Origin of the sequence: Catenuloplanes japonicus, from assembly GCF_000717135.1 — a bacterium.
Classification (GTDB): domain Bacteria; phylum Actinomycetota; class Actinomycetes; order Mycobacteriales; family Micromonosporaceae; genus Catenuloplanes; species Catenuloplanes japonicus.
This window is the reverse complement of sequence record NZ_JNXY01000053.1, coordinates 24,434-37,659: the sequence shown is the minus strand read 5'-3', so window position 1 is coordinate 37,659 and position 13,226 is coordinate 24,434. Positions and strand designations below refer to the sequence as shown.

The following is a 13,226-nucleotide window of genomic DNA, read 5'->3' as shown; positions in this document are numbered from 1 at the left end:
GGGGTGTGGAGGGGAGTGGGTGGCGGGTCAGCGGCGGCGGGTGGGGAAGAGGGTGGGGAGGCGGTCGGCGGCCAGGGCGTGGAGGGGGCCGCGAGCGCAGGGGGTGGTGGCGCCGCGGGCGTACTCGGCCAGGCGGTGGTGGGTGAGGGCCTGGGAGGCGGCGGCGGAGAGCGTCTTGTCGCGCCAGCGGACGGGTGGGGTGAGGGTCTCGGCGTCCTCGCCGGACAGCCAGCGGTGCGGGGCCGACGGGTCGGCGGCCAGTGCGGTGGCGACGCCGGCTACCGCGGCGCCGGCGTCGAGGACCTGCTGGATCGCGGCGCGGCGACGGATGCCGCCGGTGACCATGACGGGGAGGGGCGGCGCGGCCAGGATGGTGGCGGCGGTGTCCAGGAAGAAGGCTTCGCGGGCGAGGGTGCGGCCGTCGGCGGGGAAGCCGTTCACGGCGAGGCTCTCGATCGAGCCGCCGGAGAGTTCGGCCAGGTCCACGCCGTGGGAGGCGAGCAGGCCGACGACCGTGCGGGCGTCCTGCTCGTCGAAGCCGCCGCGCTGGAAGTCCGCCGTGTTGATCTTTACGGCCACGGTGAAGTCGTCGCCGACGCGGGTGCGGACGGCGTCGACCACGTCGAGCAGCAGGCGCGCCCGGTTGGTCAACGGGCCACCCCACTCGTCGGTACGCAGGTTCGTCAGCGGCGACAGGAACTGGCTGAGCAGATAGCCGTGGGCGGCGTGGATCTCGACGCCGTCGAAGCCGGCCTCCCGGGCCAGCGCGGCCGTGGTGGCGAAGCTCTCGACCGTACCCACGAGATCTGTTCTGGTCATGGGGGTCGGACGGGCGTAGAGGCGGGACCAGCGGCCGGCGTCGACGCGCACGTCGGAGGCGGACCAGGTCTGCGCGATGCCGGGGATGACCCGCCCGGGATGGTTGATCTGCATCCAGGCGCGTGCGCCGCCGTCGTGGGCGGCCGCGGCCCAGCGGCGGAAGGGGGCGAGCGGCGTGCCGTGCTCCAGGAGGACGTCGCGGGGATCGGCCATGGCCTGCGCGGTGACCATCACGTGCCCGGTGATCAGGAGCCCGGCGCCGCCGGCGGACCAGCGCCGGTAGAGCCGTTCGAGGCGCTGTCCGGGCAGGTGGCCGGGCTCGGCCAGGAGTTCCTCCATCGCGGCCTTGGCGATCCGGTTCGGCAGCGCGGGGCCGTGCGCGAGGTGCAGCGGTGTGCCGGGGTCGGTCATCCGGGCCTCCGTGACGAAGAGGAATGTGTGCACTGCATACATACTCGCGCCATGTGTATGGTGTCAACATGGAGCGGAGCACCTACCACCACGGCGATCTGGCCGCGGCACTACGGACCGCGGGGCTGGAGCTGCTGGAGGCCGGTGGTGCGGATCGGCTGTCGCTGCGCGCCGTGGCCAGGGCCGCGGGGGTCTCGCCGAACGCGCCCTACCGGCACTACGCGGACAAGGACGACCTGCTGGCCGCGCTCGCGGCGGACGGGTGCGCGGACCTGCGCGGCCGGATCGAGGGGCTGACCGGCGAGACCCTGCGGGATCGACTGGTCGCGGTGGTCCGGGAGGGGGTGCGGTTCGCGCGCGAGCGGCCGCAGGCGTTCCGGCTGATGACCGGGCATGTGTGCAGCTCCCGGCCGGTGGCGGCCGCGGCGATGAACGAGGTCCGGTCCGCCACGGTCACGGTGCTGCGCGGATCCGGAGAGAAGGCGACGGAGGGGCGCGGGCCGGGCGAGGATGCGCTGGTCGTCGGGGTGATGGCGCTGACCTCGGGGCTCAGTGCGCTGCTGGTGGACGGCACCGTCCACCCCGCGCCGGGCGAGACGGACGATGCCTTTGTGGAGCGCGTGGTGCGCGCCACCATCGCCTGAGGATCAGAACGCGACCGCCGTGGCCGCCATCGCGGCGGAGAGCGGGAACGTGGCCAGCGTGAGCATCGCCCAGGGCAGGTGCCGGCGGTGGATCGAGGCGAAGGCGCCGACCGTGAATGCGATCCCGGTCACACCGGTGGCCACGATGGCCGGTTCGTACCAGCTGGGCGCGACGCCGGCGAAGATCGCGGCCAGGCTGCGGATCGCGACCGCGAGACCGAGCACGCCGAGCGTCCCGGCCCAGCAGGACATGGCCAGCAGCCGGCGTGAGGACGGCTCCGGGTCGGTCTCGGCGGGCATGCGGAACGGCCGGCCGGTGATCGGCTCGCGGCGCTGAGCAGGTAGATCGGTCGTCTCCGTGAACATCGGGAGCCAGCCGGTGGTGGGAGCGTCAGGCACGTGTCGTTCTCCGATCGCGGGTTGTGCGGGTGGCCGTGCCGGGGGGAGACTCCTTACCCTGTGCAACGCTGCATGCGCACGCCGCGTAACGAGGAGGTGCTCGGTGCGCTTATCGCAATCCGTTGTCACGTTCGTGACAAGTTCGATCAGACCTTTCTGTGCCGCACTGGTCACGGCGTAGGCTGCGCAGCGTGGTGGATTCTCGGCGGACGATCTCCGGCGAGGGTGGAATCGGGTGTTCGTCGACAGCGCAGCGTGACAACGGGGTAGCAGAATGCGATTGACCGTGCTTGGCTGTGCCGGCAGTTTCCCCGGTCCCGAGTCGGCCTGTTCCGCATACCTGCTCTCGGCCGACGGCTTCAACCTGCTGATCGACTTCGGCTCCGGCTCGATGAGCGCGCTGCAGCGCTACGCCGGCCTGCACTCGGTGAACGCGATCCTGATCAGCCACCTGCACTGCGACCACGTGCTGGACGCCTGCACCTACGTGGTGGCCCGCCGATACGCGCCGGACGGCCCGCTGCCGCCGCTGCCGGTCTACGCGCCGGACGGCGCTCCGGACCGGATCGCCACCGCGTACAGCCTGGACGAGGGCCCGGTCGACGACGTCTACACGTTCTACAGCCTGCAGCCGGGCACGTTCCCGATCGGCCCGTTCTCGGTGACCGTCGACCGCGTCAACCACCCGATAGAGACGTACGGCGTGCGCGTCGAGCACGAGGGCCGCGTCCTGGCGTACTCGTCGGACACCGCGCCGTGCGACGCGCTGCTGCGGCTGGCCCAGGGGGCGGACGTGTTCCTGTGCGAGGCCAGCTACCTCGACGGCGTCGACAACCCGCCCGACCTGCACCTCACCGGCCGCGAGGCGGGCGAGACCGCGGACAAGGCCGGCGTCGGCCGGCTGCTGCTGACCCACCTGGTCAACGCGTGGGGCAGCGAGGCGCTCACCGAGGAGGCGGCCAAGTCCGCGTTCAGCGGAGAGGTCGAGATCGTCCGCCCGGGTGCGCGGTACGACGTATAGATCGCAATGGCGTTTCTTGCGCCAGAGTTCGCCGTCCGGACAACCGGCTGTCGCCTTCCGCACCCACCGTGACCTCACGGTGAGCCCATGCGTATCGCGATCATCACGGAGTCGTTCCTGCCGGACGTCAACGGCGTCGCGCACTCCGTCGTGCGCGTAGCGGAGCATCTCGTCAGCCAGGGACACGAGCCGCTCGTCATCGCGCCCACCCCCTCGATGACGAACCGCCGGATCGTGCCCGCCACCGACTATCCGGTGGTACGGATCCCGAGCTTTCCGATGCTCGGCTACAAGGACTTCCGGCTCGGCCTGCCGGTGCCCAGGATCGCCGAGGCGCTGGACGCGCACCAGCCCGATGTGGTCCACCTGGCCAGCCCGTTCTTCCTCGGCGGACGCGGCTCCGTGCTGGCCGTCCAGCGCGACCTGCCGACCGTCGCGGTCTACCAGACCGACGTGGCCGCCTACGCCCGCCACTACAAGCTGGGCTGGGGCGAGACCACGGCCTGGAAGTGGATCAGAACCATCCACAACGCCGCCGACCGTACGCTCGCGCCCTCCACCGCCTCCGCCGAGGCGCTCATCGCGCACGGCGTGTCCCGCGTGTGGCTCTGGCGGCGCGGCGTCGACGTCGAGCGGTTCCGCCCCGGCCACCGCTCCGAGCTGGTCCGGCACACGCTGGCGCCGAACGGCGAGCTGATCGTCGGGTACGTCGGCCGCCTCGCCGTCGAGAAGCGCGTCGACCTGCTCGCCCGGACCAGCCGGCTGCCCGGCGTCAAGGTCGTCATCGTCGGCGACGGACCGGCCCGCAAGGAGCTGGAGAAGGCGGTGCCGGACGCGCTGTTCCTCGGCGCGCGGCACGGCGAGCAACTCGCCCGGCTTTACGCCAGCATGGACATTTTCGCGCACACGGGGCCGTACGAGACGTTCGGCCAGACCGTGCAGGAGGCGATGGCGTCCGGCCTGCCGGTCGTCGCGCCCGCGGTCGGCGGCCCGGTGGACCTGGTCAAGCCGGACGTGACCGGCGTGCTGGTGCCGCCGTGCGACGAGTCCGCGCTGGCCGACGCCGTCGCGGGCCTCGTGGCGGACGACGAGCGGCGCACCGAGTTCGGCCGTGCCGCACGGGCCGCGGTGGCCCGCCGAAGCTGGGCGGCGATTGGCGACGAGCTCCTCGGGCATTACGCTGCCGTGGTCACCGGACGCGGTGTGCCGGCGCCCGTGCGGCTGGCGGCCTGACCGCGTGTCCACACTGCACGTTAGCCCTGACCTGGAGGTTCACCCGGTGCCGATTCCCGGCCAGCGCGCGGCGTCGGAGCCGATGTCTCCGCCGCCGCACGGCCTGCGCATCGTCCGGCTCGCGAACTTCGTCATGTCCCGCTCCGGAGGCCTGCGCACCGCGTTGCGCAACCTCGGCGAGGGCTATCGGGACGCCGGCCACGAGCCGATCCTGGTCGTCCCCGGCGCGAAGGCGAGCGACGAGATGACGTCCTACGGGCGGGTCGTCACGCTGCCCGGCACCATGGTGCCGCGGACCGGCGGATATCGGCTGATGCTCGGTCACCGGCGGCTCGGCCGCGTGCTGGAGGAGCTGAAGCCGGACCGGCTGGAGGTGTCCGACCGCAGCACGCTGCGCTGGACCGGGGACTGGGCGAAGGCGCACGGCGTACCGTCGATCATGGTTTCGCACGAGAGCCTGGCCGGTCTGCTGAACGTGTGGGGTGTGCCGTCCCGCGTCGGCGGTCGCGCTGCCGACCTGCTGAACGCGAAGACCGCCCGGCAGTTCGACACGATCGTGTGCACCACCGGCTGGGCCGCCGCGGAGTTCCGCCGCATCGGCACGGCGAACCTGCTCGAGGTCCCGCTCGGCGTGGATCTGGACGCCTTCACCCCCAAACACCACGATCCGGCGGTACGGGCGAGGTTCGCGCGCGACGACGAGGCGCTGCTGGTGCACTGCAGCCGGCTGTCCCCGGAGAAGCGCCCGGAGCTGGCCATCGACGCGCTCGCCAAGCTGCTCGCGTCCGGCGTGAAGGCGTCGCTCGTGGTGGTCGGCGACGGACCGCGACGCGCCGCGCTGGCGTACAAGGCGGCCCGGCTGCCGGTCCGGTTCGCCGGGTTCATCAACGACCGCACCACCGTCGCCGGGCTCCTGGCCAGCGCGGACGTGGCGATCGCGCCCGGCCCGGTGGAGACGTTCGGCCTGGCCGCGCTGGAGGCGCTCGCCTGCGGCACGCCGGTCGTGGTCAACGCGGCCAGCGCGCTGCCCGAGGTGGTCGGCGACGCCGGCGTGGCCGTGGCCGGCACCGGAGAGGCGTTCGCGGACGGCGTCAGCGCGCTCCTGGAGCGCCCCGAGGCGGAGCGCAGGCTGGCCGCGCGGGCCCGCGCCGAGCAGTTCGGCTGGCCCGCAGCCATCGACGGATTCCTCCGCGCCCATAATGCGGCCACCCGCGAGCAGACGGATAAGGCCAGCGCATAGGCTTTCCGCCATGGCTCGTCCCGATGGCAGAACGACCGACCAGCTCCGACCGGTGACCCTCGCCCGTCACTGGAGCCCGAATCCGGAAGGGTCGGTGCTGGTCGAATTCGGCGCCACCCGGGTGCTCTGCACCGCCAGCGTCACCGAGGGCGTCCCGCGCTGGCGGAAGGGCTCCGGTCTCGGCTGGGTGACGGCTGAGTACGCGATGCTGCCCCGCGCCACCAACTCCCGGTCCGACCGGGAGAGCGTGAAGGGGCGCATCGGCGGCCGCACCCACGAGATCTCCCGCCTGATCGGGCGCAGCCTGCGCGCCTGCATCGACCTCAAGGCGCTCGGCGAGAACTCGATCGTGCTCGACTGCGACGTGCTCAACGCGGACGGCGGCACCCGCACGGCCGCGATCACCGGCGCCTACGTGGCACTGCACGACGCGGTCACCTGGATGTCGGGCAAGAAAATGCTCGGCGGCCGTACGGTCGAGAAGGTGGTCAACCGGTCCGTCTCCGCGATCAGCGTGGGCCTGATCGGCGGCGAGCCGCGCCTCGACCTGTGCTACACCGAGGACGTGGCGGCCGATGTGGACATGAACATCGTCTGTACCGGCGAGGGCGACTTCGTCGAGGTCCAGGGCACCGGCGAGGCGACCGTCTTCGGACGGTCCCAGCTGGACGCGCTGCTCGACCTCGGCGTGGCCGGTTGCGCCGACCTGGCCGAGGCTCAGCGGAAGGCACTCCTGGCATGACGAAACTGCTGCTGGCCACGCGGAACACGAAGAAGCTCACCGAGCTGCAGGACATCCTGGACGCCGCGCTCGGCGCCAGCCGGATCCAGCTCGTCGGCCTGGACGCGGTCGCGGAGTACCTCGAGGTGCCCGAGTCCGGCCTGACGTTCGGCGAGAACGCGTTGATCAAGGCGCGCGAGGGGGTCCGGCACACCGGCCTGCCCACGGTCGCGGACGACTCCGGCCTGGCCGTGGATGCGCTCTCCGGCATGCCCGGCGTGTTCAGCGCGCGCTGGTCCGGCACGCACGGCGACGACAAGGCCAACACCGACCTGGTGCTCGCCCAGACCTCCGACGTGCCGGAGCAGCACCGCGGCGCCGCGTTCGTCTGCGCGGCCGCGCTGGTCCTGCCCGGCGGCAAGGAGCACCTGGTCGACGGCCGGATGACCGGCCGGCTGCTGCGCGCGCCGCGCGGCGAGGGCGGGTTCGGTTACGACCCGGTCTTCGTGGCCGAGGGCCAGCAGAAGACGAACGCGGAGCTCACGCCGGACGAGAAGAACGCGATCAGCCACCGTGGCAAGGCGTTCCGCGCGCTGGCGAAGGTCATCGCGAAGGAATTGGGCTAAGGACCCATTTGGTAACCAGTTCAGTGCACAATGAGTTCCGTGTACGACTTCGACGTGCTGGTGCTGGGTTCGGGCCCGAGCGGGCAGAAGGCCGCGATCGCTGCGGCGAAACTGGATCGACGGGTCGCCATTGTCGAGCGACGCAACATGATCGGTGGCGTGTGCATCAACACGGGCACCATTCCGTCCAAGACGCTGCGTGAGGCCGTCGTCTATCTGACCGGCCTCAGTCAGCGCGAGGTCTACGGCCGCGACTACCGGGTCAAGGACGACATCACGGTGGCGGACCTGAGCGCGCGCACGTCGCACGTGATCGGCCGCGAGGTCGAGGTGATCCGCAGCCAACTGCAGCGCAACCGCGTCCGGCTGCTGGTCGGCACCGGTCGCTTCTTCGACGAGCACACGGTCTCGGTGGACGACGACGGCGGCCGCGAGACCAAGGTGACGGCCGAGAAGATCATCGTCGCGGTCGGCACCAAGCCGGCCCGCCCGGACACCGTCGACTTCGACGACCGGACGATCATCGACTCGGACGGCATCATCAACCTTGAGCACGTGCCGAACTCGATGATCGTGGTCGGCGCCGGCGTGATCGGCATCGAGTACGCGTCGATGTTCGCCGCGCTCGGCACGAAGGTCACCGTGGTCGAGCGCCGCGACCGCATGCTGGAGTTCTGCGACCTCGAGATCATCGAGAGCCTGAAATATCACCTGCGGGACCTGGCCGTCACGTTCCGGTTCGGCGAGACCGTGGCGTCCGTCGAGCGGCATCCGCGCGGCGCCATCGCCATGCTGGAGTCCGGCAAACGGATCGGCGCGGACACCGTGGTGTTCTCGGCCGGCCGCCAGGGCCTCGGCAGCGAGATCAACCTGGAGAGCGCCGGGCTCGCGGCGGACCCGCGCGGCCGCATAGAGGTCAACGAGAACTACCAGACCTCCGTCGACCACATCTACGCGGTCGGCGACATCATCGGCTTCCCCGCGCTCGCGTCCACGTCCATGGAGCAGGGCCGGCTCGCCGCGCACCACGCGTGCGGCGAACCCGCGCGTGACATGCAGAAACTCCAGCCGATCGGCATCTACACGATCCCGGAGATCAGCTTCGTCGGGCGCACCGAGGACGAGCTCACCGAGGCGCGCATCCCGTTCGAGGTGGGCATCGCGCGGTACCGCGAGCTCGCCCGCGGCCAGATCATCGGCGACTCGTACGGCATGCTCAAGCTCCTGGTCTCGCCGGACGACGGCAAGCTGCTCGGCGTGCACGTCTTCGGCACCGGCGCCACCGAGCTGGTCCACATCGGCCAGACCGTGATGGGCTGCAACGGCACGGTCGACTACCTGGTGGACGCGGTGTTCAACTACCCGACGCTGGCCGAGAGCTACAAGGTCGCCGCGCTCGACGCGATGAACAAGACGCGCCACATCCACCGCATCGCGACCTGAGCAAGATCGTGCGAAAGGGCGGTCGACACAGGTCGGCCGCCCTTTCGCGCGCTCGATCGCTTCCCTGGGCCGATCGCGCTGCGCCGGCCCGCCGCCGCGGCGCTGGTGAGCCGGCGCTGCCGCGCCTGCCGGGCATGGCCGTGACCGGCGGGTTCACTCGCGCGAACGAGGCGGGCTGCGTCGCGCCTGCCGGGCATGGGCCGGGACCGCCCGTTCCACCCGCGCGAACGAGGCGGGCTGCGCCGCGCCTGCCGGGCATGGCCGGGACCAGCGGGTTTCCGTGAGCACGGCGAAACCGGCAGGGAGGAGCGCCAGCGACGACCGGTGCCCGCGGGAGCATGCGGACCGCAACCACCGCGAAAGCGGGAATATCTAGATTTTTCAGGTTTTCTGCGGGCTGCCCGGGAGCCATCGCCGGAGGAGATTGTCGACGTCGGCGGAGGTCATCGGCGGTCCGAGGTCGCCGGTGGCCGGGCCCGCGCGCATGCCGTCGATGATCAATTGTAGGTAGCGTGCGTGCCGCCCGCCGTGGTGCGCGACCTCGCTGATCATGGTGAGCAGCAGCGGGATGTCGCCCGCGGTGACGTCGCGACGTAGTGATCCCTCGTCGTGCGCGCGGGCGACCAGCTGCTGGACCACCGGGAAGATCCGGTCGCGGATCCGGTCGAAGTAGCGGGCGCCGAAGTCCGCGCTCAGCGCGATGTCGCGCACGCCGCGGTCGACGGCGTGCAGGTCGGCCGCGCGGGTCAGGAAGCGGACCAGTCCGTCCCAGCCGGTCGGCGCGGACAGCGTGGTCTCGATGGCCGCGACGTGCTCCTCCAGCTGCGCGTCCAGCGCGACCGCGGCCAGCGCCTCCTTGCTGGGGAAACGCCGATAGACCGTGCCGACGCCGACGCCGGCGTGATGCGCCACGTCGTCGAGCGTGGCGGCCAGCCCGCGCGCGGCGAACACCTCGCGCGCGGCCTCGATGACACGTTGCCGGTTCGCCTGGGCGTCGCGCCGCAGCGGCCGTTCGGGCTGGATCATGCGTGCAGCCTAACAAGTGGAGGTTGCCTCTCCGATTTCTGTGATGCGGTCGACAAAGCGGAGACACCGTCTCAACTTCGGGCCTAGCGTCGCTGGCGTCACGGACACTCCGTGACGCGGACGACGTGAGGTAACGATGAGGAACGGACGATGGTGGGCGCTCGCCGTGCTCGCCACAGGGCAGCTCATGGTGGCGCTGGACGCGACGATCGTGAACATCGCGCTCCCCGCCATGCAGGCTGATCTCGGCTTCTCCGACGCGGGCCGGCAGTGGGTGGTGACCGGGTACGGGCTGGCGTTCGGCAGCCTGCTCCTGCTCGGCGGCCGGCTGTCCGACTCGTTCGGGCGGAAGCGGATGCTGCTGATCGGCTTCGCCGGGTTCGCCGCCGCCTCCGCGCTCGGCGGCGCCGCGACCGGCATCGAGGTGCTGATCGCCGCGCGGGTGTCGCAGGGCGTGTTCGCCGCGATGGTGGCCCCGGCCGCGCTCTCGCTGCTGTCGGTCACGTTCACCGATCCCCGCGAGCGGGGCAGGGCGTTCGGCATCTTCGGCGCGGTCACCGGCTCCGGGACCGCGGTGGGGCTGTTGCTCGGTGGCGCGCTGACCGAGTACGCGTCGTGGCGCTGGTGCCTCTACGTCAACCTGATCTTCGCGGCCGCCGGGATTGCCGGGGCCGTGCTCAAGCTGGCTGACGTGCCGGGGATCCGCGGGGGACGGCTGGACTGGCCCGGCGTGCTGGCCGCCGTCGCCGGACTGGTGGCGCTGGTCTACGGACTCGGCGAGAAGTCCTATGCCTTCGCGCCGGCCGGCCTGGCGATCCTGGTCGTCTTCGTGCTGATCGAGCGCCGGGCCGCCCACCCGCTCCTGCCGCTGCGCGTGGTGCTCGACCGCAACCGCGGCGGCGCCTACCTCTCCGTCGGAATCGCCGGCGCCGGCATGTTCGGCATGTTCCTCTTCGTCACGTACTACCTGGTCGGCACGCTCGGCTTCTCCGCCGTCCGCACCGGCCTCGCCTTCCTTCCGATGATCGTCGGCATCATGCTCACGGCCGTCACCAGCGGCCGGCGCCTCACCCCGCGCTTCGGCCCGCGCCCGGTCGTCACCGCCGGCGCGCTGATCGCCGCCGCCGGCATGGTCTATCTGACCCGCCTCGCCCCGGACTCGACCTACCTGACCGGCGTGCTGCCCGGCATGGTCGTCGTCGGTCTCGGCCTCGGCATGATCTTCTCGCCCACCCAGAACGCGGCCACCGCCGCCGTCCCGCCCCACGACGCCGGCGTCGCCTCCGCCATGATCAATACGGCCCAGCAGATCGGGGGCGCCGCCGGAACCGCGCTGCTCACCTCCGTCGCGATCTCCGCCGCCGACGACGTCTACCGCACGATCTTCTGGTGGTCCGCCGGCTTCTTCCTCCTCTGCGCCGCCGTCTCCGCCACCACCTTCCGCAGCGGCCCGCTCCACCTTCGCCCCGGCACGACCGAGATGGTGGCGCCCGCCGCAGCCGACGTCTGACCCTTGTCCGCCGCTTCCGGCGTGGTGCGGCAGCGTTGCTCCCGCGGGCAAACCTCGCGCCGGGCTCCGCTGGCGCTCCGCACGACGCGAGGAGCCGGTTCCGCCGTGGCCCGGCACACCACGATCCGGTTACCCCGGCAGGCCGCGAGACGGACCGCCTTGCCCAGGGAGGCGCACACGTGGTCGTCATGCTGCTGGAGGCCATGTGTACTAGCTCGATCAGTCGGTGCGGCTGTGGCCAGCAGCGACGACATAGTACGAAATATCGGGCGCGAAGTGCCCGAGCTGCGGGTACCACGAAGCTCACGGCACGGCTTGTGAGCCCGCGCGTCGGGTTGAGGTCGCTGGACCTTCCGAGTTGCCGGGCGGATTCCGGGAGTGATCCGCGGCGCCGGTCCGGCGTGGTGTTGCCCTGGCACGGCGGGACCGGCTCTGATCCGTGGCGCCGGTCCGGCGTGGTGTTGCCCTGGCGCGGCGGGACCGGCTCCGATCGGAGGCCGGAAGCGGAGCGCCGGCGGAGTCTTCCGATCTCCGGAGGTTTGCCCGCGGGAGCACACGGGCCCGTACTACGTCGGAAGCGGGAAAATCGCTTTCAAGGGTTTTCGGGGGTGATGAGCATGCCGAGTGAGATGCCGCGTGCGGCGAGGGCGGTCAGTTCCGGGACGGGCTGGGTCACGCCGGGTCGGGCGGACAGGTAGGTGGCGATCTCGGGTTGGCTCCAGGTGTGCGCCTCGTGCAGGCCGCTGGAGATCATTTCGAGGTAGCGCGGGGCGGGCGTGTTGAGGACCGCGTCGTGGGCGGACCAGGGCGCGGTGAACGTGATGACCGGGTGGCCGTCGCGGTCGCCGGCGTGGACCAGCGTCTCGTAGCGGCCGTCGCCCAGGCGCAGGTGGCCGTGGGCCCACAGCGGGGTCAGGTCGAGGTCCGTGCCGGGCGGGCGGTACATCTCCTGGGTGGCGATGTCGGAGAACTGCGAGACCGTCAGCAGGTAGGCGCGGGCGGCCGCGGCGCCGGGCAGGTGCCGGTCGTAGAACGCGGCCCCGCCGGTCCAGGCGGGGGACTCGCCGGCGAAGTAGATGCCGCCGGGGAGCATGGCACCGGCGGTACGACGCGGGGGCGACGGGTCGCGGCAGCCCGGGTAGGTGCGCCGCCCGCCCGGTGGCTGCCCGCCCTTGAGGTAGTAACCCAGCCTGGCCGCGTGCATGTTCGAGCCGTACGCGGCGTACCAGACCAGCGCCTCCACCGTGGTTACAGCCCGGCCTTGCGCACCGCGGTGTGGAACTCGGCGGCCCGGTCGATCACCGCGTCCACGGAGCTGAGCAGCGCCGGGATGGTCGCGTAGACGTGGCCGACGCCGGCGTCGGCGAGCGCGCCCACGGTGTCGACGAGCCGTGGCAGGTCGTACTCGGTCACGGAGAGCTGGAAGATCACGTCGAGGGTGCGGTCGTCCGTGGCCATCTCGCGGAGCCGGGCGAGCGTGGCACCCACCTCGTGAGCCGGCATGTTCGTGGGCAGCCAGCCGTCGGCGTGCCGGGCGATGCGGCGCAGCGCGGCCGGGCCACGGCCGCCCAGGTAGACCGGGATCTTCCGGACCGGCTTCGGGTTGATCCGGGACGGGCTGATCCGCCAGCGCTCGTTCGCGAACTCGACCGGGTCCGGGCCCCAGACAGCGGCCGCGACCTGCAGGAACTCGTCGAGTGCGGCGCCGCGCTCGGCGATCGGCCGGGGCGCGACCGCGTCGTACTCGTCGATCGACCAGCCGGTGCCGAGGCCCGCGATCAGCCGGCCGTTGCTGGCCACGTCCAGGCTCGCCAGGGATTTGGCCAGCCGCGCGGGTACGTGCAGCGGCGCGATCAGCACGCCGGTGCCCAGCTGCGGGCGGGTGGTGACGGCCGCGGCCAGCGCGAGCGTGATCAGCGGGTCCGTGGTCATCTCGTACCGCGCGGGCCAGGGCACGTCCGGCAGGCCCCACATGCCGTGCGGTCCGGACTGGTCGACCGGTGCGAGCACGCGCTCGAACGCCCAGAGGCTGTCGTACCCGATCTCCTCGAACGCGCGGGCCGCGGTGACGGTGTCCCGCGTCAGGTCGTAGTTGCCGGTCTGCGGAAGGTTGATGCCGAGGGTGATCGCCAC

The 13,226-nt window shown here is 71.8% G+C and carries 13 protein-coding genes; 8 read left to right on the top strand and 5 right to left on the bottom strand.

The window, feature by feature from the left end; all coding sequences use genetic code 11:
* Window positions 1-27: 27 nt before the first annotated feature.
* Complete coding sequence (locus OP04_RS46920; RefSeq protein WP_198154292.1) at window positions 28-1,263, bottom strand: oxidoreductase; 1,236 nt, start codon at window positions 1,261-1,263, stop codon at window positions 28-30.
* A 35-nt stretch (window positions 1,264-1,298) separates the two neighbouring features.
* Between OP04_RS46920 and OP04_RS46915 the strand changes: the two genes are divergently transcribed.
* A complete protein-coding gene (locus OP04_RS46915) occupies window positions 1,299-1,874 on the top strand; it encodes a TetR/AcrR family transcriptional regulator (protein ID WP_033346574.1) in 576 nt (191 codons plus the stop codon).
* A 3-nt stretch (window positions 1,875-1,877) separates the two neighbouring features.
* Here the strand turns inward: OP04_RS46915 and OP04_RS46910 are convergent, their stop codons facing one another.
* Window positions 1,878-2,273 (bottom strand): hypothetical protein, encoded by a 396-nt coding sequence (locus OP04_RS46910; protein ID WP_051800145.1) that lies wholly within the window; start codon window positions 2,271-2,273, stop codon window positions 1,878-1,880.
* Window positions 2,274-2,547: 274 nt separating this feature from the next.
* Here OP04_RS46910 and OP04_RS46905 point away from each other — a divergent pair, with 274 nt between their 5' ends.
* The 6 genes from OP04_RS46905 to sthA all read left to right on the top strand — a co-directional run bounded on the left by OP04_RS46905 (window position 2,548) and on the right by sthA (window position 8,557).
* Window positions 2,548-3,294: an MBL fold metallo-hydrolase gene (locus tag OP04_RS46905; protein WP_033346565.1), complete on the top strand. Its 747-nt coding sequence runs from the start codon at window positions 2,548-2,550 to the stop codon at window positions 3,292-3,294.
* Between the two features lie 87 nt (window positions 3,295-3,381).
* Entirely contained in the window at window positions 3,382-4,527 is a 1,146-nt protein-coding gene (locus OP04_RS46900; protein WP_033346564.1) for a glycosyltransferase family 4 protein, read from the top strand.
* Window positions 4,528-4,630: 103 nt separating this feature from the next.
* The gene (locus tag OP04_RS46895) at window positions 4,631-5,767 is read left to right on the top strand and encodes a glycosyltransferase (RefSeq protein WP_198154295.1); all 1,137 of its coding nucleotides are present in this window, start codon (window positions 4,631-4,633) and stop codon (window positions 5,765-5,767) included.
* Between the two features lie 10 nt (window positions 5,768-5,777).
* Window positions 5,778-6,509, top strand: coding sequence for a ribonuclease PH (rph, locus tag OP04_RS46890; RefSeq protein ID WP_033346563.1), 732 nt, complete (start codon window positions 5,778-5,780; stop codon window positions 6,507-6,509).
* Window positions 6,506-7,114 (top strand): RdgB/HAM1 family non-canonical purine NTP pyrophosphatase, encoded by a 609-nt coding sequence (gene rdgB / locus OP04_RS46885; protein ID WP_033346562.1) that lies wholly within the window; start codon window positions 6,506-6,508, stop codon window positions 7,112-7,114. The genes rph and rdgB overlap by 4 nt, the downstream gene beginning before the upstream one ends.
* 39 nt (window positions 7,115-7,153) lie before the next feature.
* On the top strand, window positions 7,154-8,557 hold the full coding sequence (gene sthA, locus OP04_RS46880; protein WP_033346561.1) for a Si-specific NAD(P)(+) transhydrogenase: 1,404 nt from the start codon (window positions 7,154-7,156) through the stop codon (window positions 8,555-8,557).
* 381 nt (window positions 8,558-8,938) lie between these two features.
* Here the strand turns inward: sthA and OP04_RS46875 are convergent, their stop codons facing one another.
* Complete coding sequence (locus OP04_RS46875) at window positions 8,939-9,583, bottom strand: TetR/AcrR family transcriptional regulator (protein WP_033346560.1); 645 nt, start codon at window positions 9,581-9,583, stop codon at window positions 8,939-8,941.
* A 136-nt stretch (window positions 9,584-9,719) separates the two neighbouring features.
* On the opposite strand from OP04_RS46875, the gene OP04_RS46870 reads away from it, so the two are divergent.
* Window positions 9,720-11,093, top strand: coding sequence for an MFS transporter (locus OP04_RS46870; RefSeq protein WP_051800144.1), 1,374 nt, complete (start codon window positions 9,720-9,722; stop codon window positions 11,091-11,093).
* A gap of 592 nt (window positions 11,094-11,685) precedes the next feature.
* On the opposite strand, the gene OP04_RS46865 is transcribed toward OP04_RS46870, so the two are convergent.
* Window positions 11,686-12,336 carry a hypothetical protein gene (locus OP04_RS46865; RefSeq protein WP_063746893.1) on the bottom strand — a complete coding sequence of 217 codons (651 nt, stop codon included), beginning with the start codon at window positions 12,334-12,336 and terminating at the stop codon, window positions 11,686-11,688.
* 5 nt (window positions 12,337-12,341) lie between these two features.
* Window positions 12,342-13,226 carry a TIGR03619 family F420-dependent LLM class oxidoreductase gene (locus OP04_RS46860; protein WP_033346559.1) on the bottom strand — a complete coding sequence of 295 codons (885 nt, stop codon included), beginning with the start codon at window positions 13,224-13,226 and terminating at the stop codon, window positions 12,342-12,344.